The sequence below is a fragment of the Ramlibacter sp. genome, from assembly GCF_050250995.1.
Taxonomy (GTDB): Bacteria; Pseudomonadota; Gammaproteobacteria; order Burkholderiales; family Burkholderiaceae_C; genus Ramlibacter.
Window position 1 is genome coordinate 76,541 of the sequence record NZ_JBFWNP010000009.1, and the last position, 14,777, is coordinate 91,317.

Here is a 14,777-nt window from a genome sequence, read left to right on the forward strand (position 1 = left end):
CCGATGTAGCATCGCCCGGTCTGCATCCCGGATGTCTTCATGCTGATCGGCACCGTGCGCACCGCGCTGCGCCGGCCTTATACCTTCGTCGTACTGGCGATCCTGCTGGTCATCCTCGGCCCGCTGGCGGCGCTGCGCATGCCGACGGACATCTTTCCCGAGATCCGCATCCCCGTCATCGCGGTCGCGTGGCAGTACACCGGCCTGCCGCCGGAGCAGATGGCGGGTCGCATCGCCACCGGCTTCCAGCGCGGGCTCACGACGACGGTCAACGACATCGAGCACATCGAGGCCACCTCGTACCCCGGCATCAGCATCGTCAAGGTGTTCTTCCAGCCGGGCGTGAACGTGGCGGTGGCCAACGCGCAGGTCACCGCCATCGCGCAGGTGGCCGTGCGGCAGATGCCCGCCGGGACGACGCCGCCGCTGATCCTCAACTACAACGCCGCGACGGTGCCCATCCTTCAACTCGCGCTGGCGGGCAAGGGCCTGTCGGAGCAGGCGCTGTTCGATCTCGGCGTGACCGCCGTCCGCACGCCGCTCGTGACGGTGAAGGGCGCGGCGATTCCGTTCCCTTATGGCGGCAAGCAGCGCATCGTGCAGATCGACCTGGACAACGCGGCCATGCAGGCGCGCGGCCTGTCGGGCCAGGACGTCGCGCAGGCGCTGGCCGCGCAGAACCTGCTGCTGCCCATCGGCAACCAGAAGATCGGCACGCTCGAATACGCGCTGCAGCTCAACAGCGCGCCGTCGGCGATCGCGGAGCTGGGCAACCTGCCCATCAAGGTCGTCAACGGCAGCACGATCTACATCCGCGACGTCGCGAACGTCCACGACGGCAACTCGCCGCAGACCAACATCGTCCACGTCGACGGCGGCCGCTCGGTGCTGATGTCGGTGCTGAAGAACGGTACGACGTCCACGCTCGACATCGTGGCCGGCATCCGCGCCAAGCTCGCGCAGATGAAGGCGTCGCTGCCCGAAGCGCTGACCGTGGCGCCGATCAACGACCAGTCGATCTTCGTGCGCGCGGCCGTGACCGGGGTGGCGCTCGAGGCGCTGCTGGCCGCGGCGCTCACGAGCCTGATGATCCTGCTGTTCCTCGGCAGCTGGCGCTCGACGGTCATCATCGCGGTGTCGATCCCGCTGTCGATCATGGGGTCCATCATCGCGCTCGCGGCGCTGGGCGAGACGCTCAACATCATGACGCTCGGCGGCCTGGCGCTCGCGGTGGGCATCCTGGTCGACGACGCCACCGTCACCATCGAGAACATCAACTGGCACCTGGAGCACGGCAAGGACGTCGAGACGGCGATCATGGACGGCGCGGCGCAGATCGTCACGCCGGCCTTCGTGTCGCTGCTGTGCATCTGCATCGTCTTCGTGCCGATGTTCTTCCTGCCGGGCGTCGCCGGCTTCCTCTTCGTGCCGATGGCCGAGGCGGTGATGTTCGCGATGATCTGCTCGTTCGTCCTCTCGCGCACGCTGGTGCCGACGATGGCGAAATACCTGCTGCGCCCGCATGCGCCGCACACGGGGCCGGGGGCGGAGACGGTCGTGTCGCGCAATCCCCTGGTGCGATTCCAGCGCCGGTTCGAGGCCCGCTTCGAGCATCTGCGCGAAGGCTACAAGGGCGTGCTGCGCGCCGCGCTCGAAGGCCGGTGGCGCTTCGTGGCCGGCTTCATGGCGGTGGTGCTGCTGTCTTTCGCGCTCGTGCCGATGCTGGGCAGCAACTTCTTCCCCGCGGTCGACAGCGGCCAGATCCTGATGCATGCGCGCGTGCCGGTGGGCACGCGCGTCGAGGAAACCGCGGCGCGGTTCGCCCGCATCGAGCAGGCCATCCGCCGCGTGATTCCGAGCGAGGAGATCGCGACGCTGGTCGACGTGATCGGCCTGCCGCCGTCCAGCATCAACCTCGCCTACAACAACACGGGCGTGATCGGCACCGCCGATGGCGACATCCAGATCGCGCTGCGCAAGGACCACGCGCCCACCGCCGATTACGTGCGCCGGCTGCGCGAAGTGCTGCCGCGCGAGTTCCCCGACACGGTGTTCTCGTTCCCCCCGGCCGACATCGTGAGCCAGATCCTGAACTTCGGCGCGCCCGCGCCCATCGACCTGCAGATTCGCGGCAACAACCTGGAGGCGAACTTCGCCTATGCCAACAAGCTGCTCAAGGCGGTGCGCGCCGTGCCGGGGGTGGCCGATGCGCGCATCCAGCAATCGAATCGCGCGCCGGTCTTCGCGGTGGACGTCGACCGCACGCGCGCGCAGGAGCTGGGCCTGACCACGCGCGACGTGACCAACAGCCTCGTGGTCAGCCTCGCGGGCAGCAGCCAGGTCGCGCCCACGTACTGGCTGAATCCGGACAACGGCGTTTCGTACTCGATCGTGATGCAGACGCCGCAGTACGAGCTGAATTCGCTCGCCGCGCTCGGCAACCTGCCGGTGACGAGCGCGGGCGGCGGCAGCACGCAGGTGCTGGGCGGCCTGGCCACCTTCACGCGGCGCAGCGGCAACGCGGTGGTGAGCCAGTACGACATGCAGCCGATGGTGCAGATCAACGCGAGCACGCAGGACCGCGACCTGGGCGCCGTCGCGGCGGACATCCGCCGGGTCATCGCGGCCCATGCCGCCGACGTGCCCAAGGGCTCCACCGTCGCGCTGCTCGGCCAGGTGCGGACGATGGACACCGCGTTCTCGGGCCTGATGTTCGGCCTGCTCGGCGCGATCGTGCTCATCTACCTGCTGATCGTCGTGAACTTCCAGTCGTGGCGCGATCCGTTCGTGATCATCACCGCGCTGCCCGCCGCGCTCGCGGGCATCGTGTGGATGCTGTTCGCGACGCGCACCACGCTCTCGGTGCCGGCGCTCACCGGCGCGATCATGTGCATGGGCGTCGCCACGGCCAACAGCGTGCTCGTCATCAGCTTCGCGCGCGAGCGGCTCGAACACACGGGCGATGCGTTCGCGGCGGCGCTCGAAGCCGGATTCGTGCGCTTCCGCCCGGTGCTGATGACGGCCCTGGCGATGATCATCGGCATGCTGCCGATGGCGCTGGGCCTGGGCGAGGGCGGCGAGCAGAACGCGCCGCTCGGTCGCGCGGTGATCGGCGGCCTCTTCTTCGCGACGGTGGCGACGCTTGTATTCGTCCCCGTCGTGTTCAGCCTGGTCCATGCGAACGACAAGCGTCGCGAAGTGGGCGCCCCGACGCCCGGAGAAGCTCCCCATGCCGCCTGACAGCGAACCCCGGCCGTCGCGCAGAACCCTGTGGCTCATCGGCCTCGTGCTGCTGTTCGCGGCCGCCGTCGTGGTCGTCGTCGGCGTGGCGTCGCGCCGCTCGCAGGCCGCGCGCCTGGGCGAGCGCGCGACGGCGCAGGTCACGCGCACGGTCAGCGTCGTGTCGCCGGCCGCCGCGGGCGAGAGCGCCGCCCTGGACTTGCCCGCGCGCATCGAGGCATGGTCGCGCGCCGGCATCTATTCGCGCGTGAGCGGCTATCTCAAGAGCTGGAAGGCGGACATCGGCACGCCGGTGAAGGCGGGCCAGCTGCTCGCCGAAATCGAAACGCCCGAGCTCGACCAGCAGCTCGCGCAGGCGCAGGCCGAGCTCGCGACGGCGCGCGCGAATGCGGATCTCTCCGCGAACACGGCGAAGCGCTGGCAGGAGCTGCAATCGAGCGGCATGGTGGCGAAGCAGGCCGTCGACGAAAAGCTGGGCGACTTGAACGCCAGGCAGTCGGCGGTGCGCGCTTCGACGGCGAACGTCGAGCGCAATCTCGCCATGAAGCAGTTCGCGCGCATCGTCGCGCCTTTCGACGGCGTGGTCACCGCGCGCAACACCGACGTCGGCGCCCTGATCGGCGTGGGCGGCGCGCCCGGCACCGAGCTGTTCGTGGTGTCCGACACGCGCCGTCTGCGGGTGTACGTGAGCGTGCCGCAGAACGTGGTCGCGCAGATCCGGCCGGGCGCGCGCGCGCAATTGCGCGTGCCCGAGCGCGCGGGCAGGACCTTCGGCGCCACGGTGGCGTCGATGTCCAATGCGATCGGGGCGACAGGCAGCATGCTCGTGCAGCTGACCGTGGACAATGCGGCGGGCGAACTGCTGCCCGGCAGTTTCGCGCATGTGAGATTCGCGCTGCCGCGCGCGCCGGGCACGCTCAGCATTCCGCCGAGCGCGCTGATCTTCAACAAGGGCGGCGTACGCGTGGCGACGGTGGGGCCGGGCGAAAAGGTGATGCTGAAGCCGGTCACGGTGCTGCGCGATCTGGGCACCGCGGTCGAGATCGCGTCCGGCCTGGATGCGAGCGACCGGGTGATCGAAAGTCCGCCCGATGGGGTGGAGAACGGGGATGTGGTGAACGTGGCGAATTCGGCGAAGGCAGCAGTGAGATGACGATGAACGAATCCCCCGCGAAGAACCCGGGCCCGCTGGCGCCCGAGGATTTCGACGCGCTCGATGCCGAGCTCGACCTGCTGCGCGAGACCGACGAGGAAATCCCGCAATGGGAATTCTGCGAGGGCTTTCTCGTGGCCCTCGTGTGCATGCGCCGCCAGGTGCCCGCGGAGGAGTACTGGCCCGTGCTGCTCGGCGACGACTTCCGGCCGATGGCGCACATGGAATTCGTGTGGCGCTGGCGTCGCCGCTGGGAGGAGATCGCCGCGGCGCTCGACGAACCGGTGGAGGTGCTGGAGGACGAGCGCACCTACCATCCCGAGGCCATCGACGTGCGTGGCGGCATCCTGTCCTTGCCGGCGGAGGAGCGCACGGAGGGCGACCTGGAGAACGTGCCCGCCTATGTGCAGGTGTGGGCGCTGGGCTTCATGTATGCCGTGGAGAGTTTCCCCGAGGAATGGGAAGCCCCGCGCGACCGGGACGCTGCGGACATGCTGGATGCGGCGCTGGAGGACATCGTCGCGCTCACGGAAGACGACACGGGCGCGCCGGCGCTGTCGATGTATGCCGAGGACGGCCCGCCGAGCGTGAGCAACGAGCGCCTCGACGCGGTGGCCGCCGCGATCTGGGCGGTGTACGACCTGCGCCAGCTATGGCGCAGCATCGGCCCGCGCATCGACCCGGTGCGCAAGGCCGCGGAGCCGGGGCGGAACGACCCGTGTCCCTGCGGCAGCGGGAAGAAATACAAGAAGTGTCATGGGGCGGGGTGAGGACGGGGAACTCCGCGGGCGTGTCGGGATTTTCGGGGAAACGCGGGGTGGTTCACGGTGCAGCCAGACCTCCGGCAGTAGCGCAGGCAGATTCGGCACCGCGTGTGACTCAAGCTCGCAGCGTCATGGCGCGCAGCAACGCGTCGATCTGCCCGAACGCATCCTGTTGCCATTGCTCGGGCGTGCGATCACCCAGCGCATGGGTGTCTTCGACGAAGCGTCTCACGCAGGTGGGGCCATGTCCCTCGAAAGCGTCAAACTTGTCGGCGATGTGCCGGAAACCCCGCTCGCCGCTCCCATGCCCCAGCAGTGGGCGACATTCCTGCGTCAACGCTTCGATGCCGCCTGGGTAGTTCCGAACGCAGTAGTAGATGTCGTAGGCGTCCTTCTGCTTGTAGCGGCCCGCCAGCGCATGGCCCTTCATCGCCAGCAACGCAGGGATGGAACACACCGCGATCTCCACGCGGTTTGTCCCTCCGTCTGGCATGGGTCCCGCCACCGCCACCATTTGACAAACCGCATCGCCAGGTCGGCACCGTCAGCCCGTTGCACGGCAAAGTCGCTGATCAGGGGAGGATCGTTCTTGACGATCTCGGCGTCGCGCGGCATCAGAAAGTCGACCACCACGTCGATCGATTCCCCGCCATCTTGCACGGGAACCTGGCGAACCAGTTGGAAACGCCTGAGCCCTTCGCGTTGGGCGTATCCGTGGCCTTGAAGCGCACCGATCAAGGTCGCGTACTCGCCGTCGCCGAGTGCTTCCGCATCCAGCCCAACGTCCACGTCGAGCGTGCCGACGTGGGGCATGTCCTCGTTGGCCAGCAGCAGCCAGGGAACCGCACCGCCGATGATGGCGAACTTGCCCTTGAAGCTGCCCAGTATCTGGCCGATCTCGATGAGCACGGACTTGACGGCGGCGGTTGTGCGGTCGTCGTATTCGGCGGCCGACTGTGGTTCCTGGGGTGGTGTCACTTGGGCCATGAGAGCTTTTCCTGGCGTAGGTGGTCGGCGGCCTCGACGCCACGTTCGCCGGCAATGGAGAGGTCGAGGTAGCTCTGAACAGGGCTTGTACAGACCGCGCCCGGTGCAGGTTCAACGGTGTCGGCAAGTAATCCCTCGTCCTTCGGCACGAGAACGATCACGTTCTCACCCTTCGAGGCCGGCGCGAGCTTCAGCGCTTCCTGGAGCTTGCGCAGGCCGTCCGTGTCGGCGAAGAAGTAGTGCGTGCCCGTGCGCGCGTAGGGAGCGAGCCACTGCGCTGCGGAAAAGGAGGCGAATACGGCACGCCCCGGGGCGCCTTTGTTTCCCAGTGCCCCGCGCGCAGCCTCTTCGAGTGCGCTGCCGTGCAATGGCGTATAGAAGCGCAGTCGCTCACCTGGGGGCGCGGTGTAGCTATCGCGCCATGCATCCAGTAGTGCACCCGGCTCTGAGAGGATCAGGCCATCGTCCGAAGCGCGTGCCCATTCGCGGTCGATCAGGCCGGTGCGCACATTGCTGACGTGCCCCAGGCTGACCTCGGAGACTTCCGACAATTCGGTGACGCGCCATGCACGGCTGGGCTCGCGCAGCATGGCGCGCAGAACCTGGGCCGACTTCGGCCTGAACAACGACTTGAGTTCACGTTGTTCGGCTGCAGGCTTGTCCGTCACGACGCGCTCGATGAACACGCCCCCGAAGGCGATCCGGGCGTTCCCCTCCAGGTCGAGATATCCCACGGCCTTCTCTTCACACAACTGCCTGACTGCAGGCGAGATGTAGGGAGCGATGAAGACGGGCGTCGCGTCGGGGGCTCGCTGCGCAACGTAGTTGCGCAGTTCCAGCAGCACGGAGCGGGCGTACCGCGGCTGCCCGTTTGATTTGTACTCGCAGATGAGCAGGTGCTGCCGGCCGTTCACGAGCAGCCGCGCGATCAAGGCTGGCGCCCAATCGTCGGACACAACTGCGGCCTCGATACGTTCCACCTGAAGGATCGGGATCTTCTCAAGCAGTTCACGGAGCGCCTGACCCGCCCGTGCCTCGGCCTCTTTCATCGCATGAAACCCTTTCAGCATCCGTTGAAACTACCATATTTTGTGAAATTCATCGAGAATTTCACCGCAGTGGCCTAATTCAACATCTGCTGAAAGCAGGCATCCGGCTCCAGCGGGCGGGACTGCCACCCCGTCACTTCGGCCCCACGCTTCCAACGGGACGGCCGCGAGGATGCTTCAACAGTTCCTGGTAGAGCGCGGCTGGCAGGACTTCCGATGCACGACGCATGGGAAGGCTGGACATGTCGAAGGCGTCCGGATCGGCGGCAATACCGCGAGCGATCTCCTGGTCTTCTTCTGGCGTGGGTCTGAGATGACCTTGCTTGAGTTTCGGCATAGAGTTGTACCTCTCCATCGCGATTTGGGAACAAAGCCTGAATGGATCGTGTGGGAACGCGCCGACGACGAGCGGCGCGCGGGTCCGCTTGTTGGCCACTGAAGAAGATCGCATCCTGATCGCATCCACCCACTCGAGAGGAACGATCATGAACAAGCATCAAGTCAAAGGCGTCGGCAAGGACGCGCTCGGCAAGGCGAAGGAAACCGCGGGTCAGTTGACGGGCGACCGTGAGCTCGAAGCGAAAGGTCTCGCCAAGCAGGCCGAAGGCAAGGCGCAGAAGGCGCTCGGCGATGTGAAGGAAGCGCTCGACAGCGACACGCCGCCGAAGCGCGACCGTTAAGGCGGCGCACCGCGCGAGAGGCGATCAGCCGGTGCTCAGCAGTGCCGCGATCGCCTCCACATGCGCATCCTTGAGCGCCTGCGGTTTCACTTCGTCTTCCGCGGCGGTCTCGTCCTCGTGGCCCTGGATCGACGCGCGCAGTTCGTCGACGGTGCGCCAGACCATCACTTCGCCGCGCGGGCACAGGTGACGCATCGTGTGATACCAGTAATAGCCGTCCGCGCCGCCGAACAGCTTGTCGATGCCGGTGAGGTCGTTCGATTTGATCTTGTGCTTCTTGAGGACGTCGTCGAGCACGTCGTGGGAGAGGATGTACGGCATGGGCCGTGATTCTACGAGCCGCGCGCCGAGCCCAGGCCCCACCACGCCGGCAGCAACTCACGCACCGCCGGGCGCGAAAACCGATCGTCGATGAGGTAGACGACGCCGCGATCCTCCTGCGTGCGGATCACCCGGCCCGCCGCCTGCACGACCTTCTGCAGGCCGGGATAGAGATACGCATAGTCGTAGCCGCGCCCGAAGACGGACTCCAGGCGCGCGCTCAGCTGTTCGTTGCGCGGATTCACCTGCGGCAGACCCAGGGTTGCAACGAACGCGCCGATGAGCCGGTCGCCGCGCAGGTCGATGCCTTCGCCGAAGCTCCCGCCGAGGACGGCGAAGCCGACGCCGCGTCCGCCCTCCGCAAAGCGGTCGACGAACTCGCGGCGACGCCGTTCGTCCATGCCGCGCGACTGTTTCCATGCGGGGATGTCCGCAAACCGCTGCTCGAACTCGGCCGCCGCCATGTCGAGATAGTCGAAGCTGCTGAAGAACGCGAGGTAGTTGCCGGGCTGCTGCTCGAACTGCTCGGCCATGAGGCTGGCGATGGGCGCGACGGATCGCGAGCGATGGTGGTAGCGCGTCGAGATCCGGCTCACCACGCGCACCTGGAGTTGCCGCGACGAGAAAGGCGACTCGACGTCGAGCCACGCGGTACCGTCGGGCAGCCCGAGCATGTCGATCTGATACTGCGGCGGACTGAGCGTCGCGGAAAACAGCGTCGCCGACCGTGCGGCGGCGAATCGCGGTTTGAGAAAGGGCGCCGGAATCTGGTTCTGGATGCGCACGAGCGCCGCGGGCTTGCCGGTGTCGTCGGGCGCATCGCTCCACTCCAGCACCGAGTGCGTGCCGAAGGTTTCCGCCAGACGCGCGAACGCGAGCATGTCGAAGTACGCGGCCTGCAGTTCGCCGGGCGACGCGGCGGACGGCTCCTGCGCGAAGTGGGACTCCATCGCGGCGCACGCCTGCCGCAAGGCATCGACGAACCGCTGAGGCAGCGCGTCGAGTTCGCCTTCGGCCTGTTCGTGCGCCTTGCGCAGCACGCTCCAGCTGCGCTGGAATCGGTCGAGCGCGGGGCGCAGGGCCGCGGGCGCGTTGCGCTTCACGCGCCGCACCGCCGCCTGCCCCATGCTCGCCGAATACATCGTCCGCGCCCGTTCCACGAGGTTGTGCGCCTCGTCGGCCAGCACGCCGACGCGCCATTCGCCTTCGAGCGCGAACGCATGCAGCATCGCGCTGCCGTCGAACCAGTAGTTGTAGTCGCCCACGACGAGGTCCGACCACCGCGTCAGCTCCTGCGCGAGGTAGTAGGGGCAGACGTCGTGCGTCGCGGCGACCGACGCGATGGCGGCCTGGTCCAGCGATGCCTCGAGCGCGACGGCTTGCGCGCGCGCCGCCGGCAAGCGGTCGTGGAAGCCGCGCGCGAGCGGGCACGAATCGCCGTGGCACGCCTTGTCGGGGTGGACGCAGGCCTTGTCGCGCGCGGTGAGTTCGAGCACCCGCAGCCGCACCGACGCGTCGCTGTCGCGGATGAGCCGCGCCGCGTCGAGCGCCATGCGCCGCCCGGTCGACTTGGCGGTGAGGTAGAAAATTTTGTCGAGCGCATGCGGCTTCGCGCCCTTGAGCATGGCGAACAAGGTGCCGACCGTCTTGCCGATGCCGGTGGGCGCCTGCGCGAGCAGGCAGCGGCCGCTGGCCACCCCCTTGTACACGGCCTCGGCCAATTCGCGCTGGCCCGTGCGGAATCCGGCGTGCGGGAACGCCAGCGAGGCCAGCGACGCGTCGCGCGCATCGCGGTGCGCGAGTTCCTGCCGCGCCCAGTCCAGGAATTCGCGGCAGCGGTCCTCGAAGAACTGCCGCAGCGCTTCGGCCGAATGGCGTTCGGTGAAGACGGTTTCTTTCTCGCTGTCGATGTCGAAGTACACGAGCGCGACGTCGATCTCGCTCAGCTCGCGCGCCTGGCACAGCAGCCACGCATACACCTTCGCCTGCGCCCAGTGCAGATGGCGGTGGTTGGCCGGCTGGCGCGCGAGGTCGCCGCGATGCGTCTTGATCTCTTCCACGCGGTTTGCCGCGGCGTCGTAACCGTCCGCGCGCCCCCGCACCGCGAGCTCGTCGAACTCGCCGCGCAGCGTCACCTCGGTTTCGTAGTCCGGCCCGCGCCGCGACGCGACCAGCCGGTGCCCGGCCGTGCCGTCCTGCGCGCTCGGCCCGGGCGTGAAGCGCAGGTCGAGGTCGCCGCGCCGGGCGGTGAATTCGCACAGGGCGCGAACGGCGACGGAATACGGCATGGCCGCCATGGTATTCGAGGAGACGACGCGTCTCGACGCTCGCTGACGTTGCCGTTGCCCGGCGTGTCATGGTGGTGACGGCGATCGTCGTGCAAGGTCGCGGCGTCTTGTCCTTCACCGGGTAGGACGCCCCCCACCGCGAAGGTCGTCATCGCCCGCTGGAGGTCGTAGCCGCAGGGCCGCACAGTGGTGTCATGCACATTGGACAAGAAGAAATGCGCGAGGTCGAGGCGCTCACGCTCGGCCCGCTTCAACACCTCTATCAGCGCCTCGCGACCGCCCGCCCGGATGAGGCTGCCCGCGCCGCGGGGGCCGACTTCCTGCGCGGAAAACTCGAAGCGCCAGGGTCCGTGCCGGACGAGCTGCCCGAACGCCCGGACGAGCTGCTGGCGTGGATGGAGGCGAACGTCGACCGCGTGCATGCTGCGTATGCGGACTACCTCGCCGGCCGTGCCGCCGGTGCGCCGCGCCGCTACTTCGGCAACCGTGCCCATGCGCTGAATTTCCTGCGCAGCGTCGCGCCCACCAAGCTCGTCGACGGCGCGTGGCTCTACGGTCTCATGCCGCATTCGGCCAATGCGCGGTTGTCGGATCTGGTGCGAACCTACGTCGAGGAACTGGGCGAAGGCCAGGCCGACAAGAACCACGTGACGCTGTACCGCGGACTGCTCGCGCGATACGCGCTCGACCCGCTGGACGACCTGCCCGACGGCGACTACGAGCAGGGCGCGATCCAGCTCGCGCTCGGCTGGAATGCCGAGGCGTTCCTGCCCGAAGTGGTGGGCTTCAACCTGTCGTACGAGCAACTGCCTTTGCACCTGCTCATCACGGCCTACGAGCTCAACGAACTCGGGCTCGACCCGTACTACTTCACGCTTCACATCACCGTCGACAACGCCGACACGGGACACGCGCGGCGTGCCTGCCAGGCGGCGCTCGACATGCTGCCCAAGCTCGACGATGGCGGCGAGTTCTGGCGCCGCATGCGCGCGGGCAGCCGGCTCGCCTGCACGGGTTTCGGCACGACGGCCGCCATCGAGCGCTTCGACCTCGAGACGGAGGCTTTGCGCATCCTCGCGCGCAAGGCCCGCGCGGGCAACGGCGCGCATTCGGACTACTGCAAGGTCGCTGGCCGCGGCATCAACGACTGGCTCTCGCAGCCCGATCGCATGGCGGACTTCGTGGCCGCGCTCGCGTCCGCGGGCTGGATCCGCTTCGGCGAGGACGCCGAGAACAGCCGCTTCTGGTCGCTGCTGCAGGGCGAGCGCGCGGAGATGTTCGGCGTCTTCAGCAGCTACGAGCTGCAGGTGCTGCACGACTGGATTCGCGGATCCGGCAGCGCCGATGGCCGTCCGTACTCGGAGCAGCCTCCGACGCGGCCCACGCGCAGGCGTGCCACCTTCCGGGCCGTGCAGCGCCACAGCGCGCCGACGGCCGCGGCCGGAACGGGCGATGCGCTGGACCCGGACGTGATGCTGTTGCGCGAGCGCCTGCGCCGGGCCGACGACGGCGAGCGCCAGGCGCTGCTGGTCGACGCGATGTCGCCCGGCATGCACTGGACGCCGGCGGGCCTGGAGGCGACGCGGCAGTTCTGGGCCGGGTTCGTGCGGTAGCGCGACGTGGACGACGCAGCCTTGGGCGACACGCTTGTGGGCATCGGTGAACACGCCGGTGCTTCCGCCATTGCGGTCGCCACCTACGACTTCGCGAGCCACGCCGCGTGGTCGCTCGATGCCGAGCGCTGGTTCCACGCCGCCAGCACGATCAAGGTGCCCGTGCTGCTGGGGGTGTACGAGGCGATCGGGCAAGGCCGCTTCGCCGGGCACTCGCGCGTTCATGTGCGCAACCGCTTCACCGGCATGGCCGACGGCAAGCCCTTCCGCGTGGGCGAGGACCGCGATGCGAATCCCGAAGTGCATGCGGCGCTCGGCCGCATGCTCACCGTGCATCAGCTTGCCGAGCACATGATCGTGACGAGCAGCAACCTCGCGACCAACCTGCTGCTCGATCTCGTCGGCGTGGACGCGGCGCGGGCCGCCTTGCAGCAACTGCATCTCGAAGGCATCGACCTGCAGCGCGGCGTGGAGGACGAGGCGGCGTGGGAGGCCGGGCTGAACAACCGCGTGACCGCCGCCGGGCTGTGCGACGCGCTTCGCCTGATCGAGGCGGGCAAGGCCATCTCGCCCCAGGCGAGCGAAGCGATGCTCGACATCCTGCACAAGCAGCGTTTTCGCAGCGGCATTCCCGCCGGGCTGCCGCCCGAGGCGCGCGTCGCGCACAAGACGGGCGAGATCTCCACCATCGCGCACGACGCGGGCATCGTCTACCTCGAAGGGCGCGCGCCCTACGTGGTCGCGATCCTGACCGAGTGGGCGCCGGAAACCGGCGGGCGGCAGGAAACGATCGCGAAGATCTCGCGGGCGGTTTACCGGCACATGACGGCGGACGTATCGTGAGCCGGCTGCCGCTTCCCGTCGTGCATGCCGACGAACTTCCGCGTGAGATGCGGGCCGTGCTGCGCCCCGGCGAGACGCTGTTCGACCGCGCGGGCACCGCGCGCGTCCTGCCCGCGTCCTTCCTGCGCATCGACTCGTGGAACCAGGCGCTCGAACTCGAGCTCACGCCGCATTTCAAGCTGTGGGAGCTGATCGGCGTCGACGTGCGCGAGGCGATGCTGCTGCGCACCTTCCCGCGCTACGTGCCCTGCGCGCTCGTGCTGCTCGCGGCGGCGCTGGAACTGCTGCGCGTCGAGGTCGGGACCACCGTCCACGTGGCGGCGAACGGCGGCTATCGCTCCCCCGCTCATGCCTTGACGCGCCACGCGTCCCGCCACTGCTGGGGCACGGCGGCGAACATCTACCGCGTGGGCAACACCTTCCTCGACACGCGGGACGAGATCGAGAAGTACGCCGCCATTGCGCGCGACGTCAGTCCCGGCGCTTGGGTGCGGCCGTTCGGCCACGAGGACGGCCAGGCCGACGACCACCTGCACATCGACATCGGCTACACGGTGTTCGATCCCGTGAAGGAGACCGGCTGATGGCGGATGCGAAGAAGCGGGAACATCCCTGCGCACCCGATCGACTGCGGCTCGCTGCGATGGGGCTGGAGGCCGAATGTTCGTTGATGCTCGACGACGTGCCGACGCGGCCGGAGGACCTCTTCGGCAGTCCGCGCGATTTCATACGCGGGCGGCTGGTGCATCGGGAGGGGACGTCCTACCAGCTGCCCACCGGCGGCGCCGTGTACTTCGACACGGGCGTGATCGAGGTGGCGACGCCGGTGGTGGAACTGGAGCGCGGATGCGCCGCGCGCGCGGGCCGCTCATTGTGGGAGGCCCTGCAGTTCATCCGCGGCGAGCTCGATGCGTGGGACGCGCGCCATGGGCGCCGCACGCGGCTTGTCGGCTTCAGCGCGCACTTCAACGTGTCGTTCGACCTGCCTCCGGGCGAGGCGGCGAACGGCCGCACGATCGAGAAGCTGGCGCTGCTGCTCGCGCACATCCTGCCCGCGCCGGTGATGCTGCTCGCGACCAACCGGCAATCGACCGGCGTGGGCGTGCGGCCGCGCAAGGACCGCATCGAGATCACGTCGGACTTCACGCCCGATGCGGCGCTGATGATCGCGGCGGCGACGCTGATCGTGGGCATCGCGCGTGAAGTGATGGCGTGGCCGAGTTACGACCTGGGCGAACTCGCGAAGCACGACATTCCCGTCATCCGCGAGTTCGCGCCGATGCCGCACACGTCGCGCAAAGGCTGGCTCGCGCGCTTCACCTGCTATGCGAACAACCCGTTCGAATGCGATGTGGACCTCGACCGCTGGCCCACCGAGCGGCACGGCGAGCTGAGCCTGCGAGCCATCGCCGCACGCATCGCGCGCCGTTTCTGGCGGCCCATCGGCCGCATCGCGGATCCTTCCACCCGGCGCCTGCTGGTCGCGGTGATGCGCGGGCATGTTCCTTCCCTGCTCGATTCGCCCGCGCGACCCGCGGCCTACGAGGACATCGGCCGACTGTGTGCATGGGACGCGCATGCGCCGTCCGCGCGACTCGCGCGTTCGCGCTACGAGCGCGTGGTGATTCGCGCGCTCTCGGGCCAGCCCCTGCAGGTGAATGGCGAGCGCCTGCTGCCGATCGGCATGAGCGGCTGGTCGGCCATTGCGTTCGAACGCGAGGAGGGCGGCCGCACGGTGATCGCCATCGACGACCTCGTTCCCCGACTGGCGCAATGGGAGCGCTAAGGGAGGCTGCAGCTCGTCGAGGCCCGTAGGACGTGTTTTCGCCTGCCGATCTA

The 14,777-nt window shown here is 68.3% G+C and carries 12 protein-coding genes and 1 pseudogene; 8 read left to right on the forward strand and 5 right to left on the reverse strand.

What is annotated here, in order from left to right:
- Nucleotides 1-42: 42 nt before the first annotated feature.
- The 3 genes from AB7E83_RS09315 to AB7E83_RS09325 are packed head-to-tail and all read left to right on the forward strand — an operon-like array spanning nt 43 to nt 5,163.
- Nucleotides 43-3,240, forward strand: coding sequence for an efflux RND transporter permease subunit (locus AB7E83_RS09315; protein WP_428568281.1), 3,198 nt, complete (start codon nt 43-45; stop codon nt 3,238-3,240).
- Nucleotides 3,230-4,393 (forward strand): efflux RND transporter periplasmic adaptor subunit, encoded by a 1,164-nt coding sequence (locus AB7E83_RS09320; RefSeq protein WP_428568188.1) that lies wholly within the window; start codon nt 3,230-3,232, stop codon nt 4,391-4,393. The genes AB7E83_RS09315 and AB7E83_RS09320 overlap by 11 nt, the downstream gene beginning before the upstream one ends.
- Complete coding sequence (locus AB7E83_RS09325) at nt 4,390-5,163, forward strand: UPF0149 family protein (RefSeq protein ID WP_428568191.1); 774 nt, start codon at nt 4,390-4,392, stop codon at nt 5,161-5,163. The genes AB7E83_RS09320 and AB7E83_RS09325 overlap by 4 nt, the downstream gene beginning before the upstream one ends.
- Nucleotides 5,164-5,272: 109 nt before the next feature.
- Here the strand turns inward: AB7E83_RS09325 and AB7E83_RS09330 are convergent.
- From AB7E83_RS09330 to AB7E83_RS09340, 3 genes and pseudogenes are all read right to left on the reverse strand, one after another.
- Nucleotides 5,273-6,144, reverse strand: a pseudogene (locus AB7E83_RS09330) (hypothetical protein).
- Nucleotides 6,132-7,193, reverse strand: a complete 1,062-nt coding sequence (locus AB7E83_RS09335) for a hypothetical protein (RefSeq protein ID WP_428568193.1) — start codon at nt 7,191-7,193, stop codon at nt 6,132-6,134. Before AB7E83_RS09335 ends, AB7E83_RS09330 begins: the two are co-directional and overlap by 13 nt.
- 133 nt (nt 7,194-7,326) lie before the next feature.
- The gene (locus AB7E83_RS09340) at nt 7,327-7,680 is read right to left on the reverse strand and encodes a hypothetical protein (protein ID WP_428568195.1); all 354 of its coding nucleotides are present in this window, start codon (nt 7,678-7,680) and stop codon (nt 7,327-7,329) included.
- Here AB7E83_RS09340 and AB7E83_RS09345 point away from each other — a divergent pair.
- Nucleotides 7,679-7,873, forward strand: coding sequence for a CsbD family protein (locus tag AB7E83_RS09345; protein ID WP_428568197.1), 195 nt, complete (start codon nt 7,679-7,681; stop codon nt 7,871-7,873). The two genes, AB7E83_RS09340 and AB7E83_RS09345, sit on opposite strands and share 2 nt — an antisense overlap.
- Before the next feature lie 24 nt (nt 7,874-7,897).
- Here AB7E83_RS09345 and AB7E83_RS09350 read toward each other — a convergent pair whose 3' ends face one another.
- Nucleotides 7,898-8,194 (reverse strand): hypothetical protein, encoded by a 297-nt coding sequence (locus AB7E83_RS09350; RefSeq protein ID WP_428568200.1) that lies wholly within the window; start codon nt 8,192-8,194, stop codon nt 7,898-7,900.
- An 11-nt stretch (nt 8,195-8,205) separates the two neighbouring features.
- On the reverse strand, nt 8,206-10,482 hold the full coding sequence (locus tag AB7E83_RS09355) for a helicase C-terminal domain-containing protein (protein ID WP_428568203.1): 2,277 nt from the start codon (nt 10,480-10,482) through the stop codon (nt 8,206-8,208).
- Nucleotides 10,483-10,697: 215 nt separating this feature from the next.
- On the opposite strand from AB7E83_RS09355, the gene AB7E83_RS09360 reads away from it, so the two are divergent.
- From AB7E83_RS09360 to AB7E83_RS09375, 4 genes are read left to right on the forward strand one after another with little or no spacing between them, the layout of a single operon-like run.
- On the forward strand, nt 10,698-12,095 hold the full coding sequence (locus AB7E83_RS09360; RefSeq protein WP_428568206.1) for an iron-containing redox enzyme family protein: 1,398 nt from the start codon (nt 10,698-10,700) through the stop codon (nt 12,093-12,095).
- A 21-nt stretch (nt 12,096-12,116) separates the two neighbouring features.
- Nucleotides 12,117-12,938, forward strand: a complete 822-nt coding sequence (locus AB7E83_RS09365) for a serine hydrolase (protein WP_428568209.1) — start codon at nt 12,117-12,119, stop codon at nt 12,936-12,938.
- Entirely contained in the window at nt 12,935-13,522 is a 588-nt protein-coding gene (locus AB7E83_RS09370) for a hypothetical protein (RefSeq protein WP_428568211.1), read from the forward strand. Before AB7E83_RS09365 ends, AB7E83_RS09370 begins: the two co-directional genes overlap by 4 nt.
- A complete protein-coding gene (locus tag AB7E83_RS09375) occupies nt 13,522-14,724 on the forward strand; it encodes a hypothetical protein (protein WP_428568212.1) in 1,203 nt (400 codons plus the stop codon). Before AB7E83_RS09370 ends, AB7E83_RS09375 begins: the two co-directional genes overlap by 1 nt.
- Nucleotides 14,725-14,777: the final 53 nt, after the last annotated feature.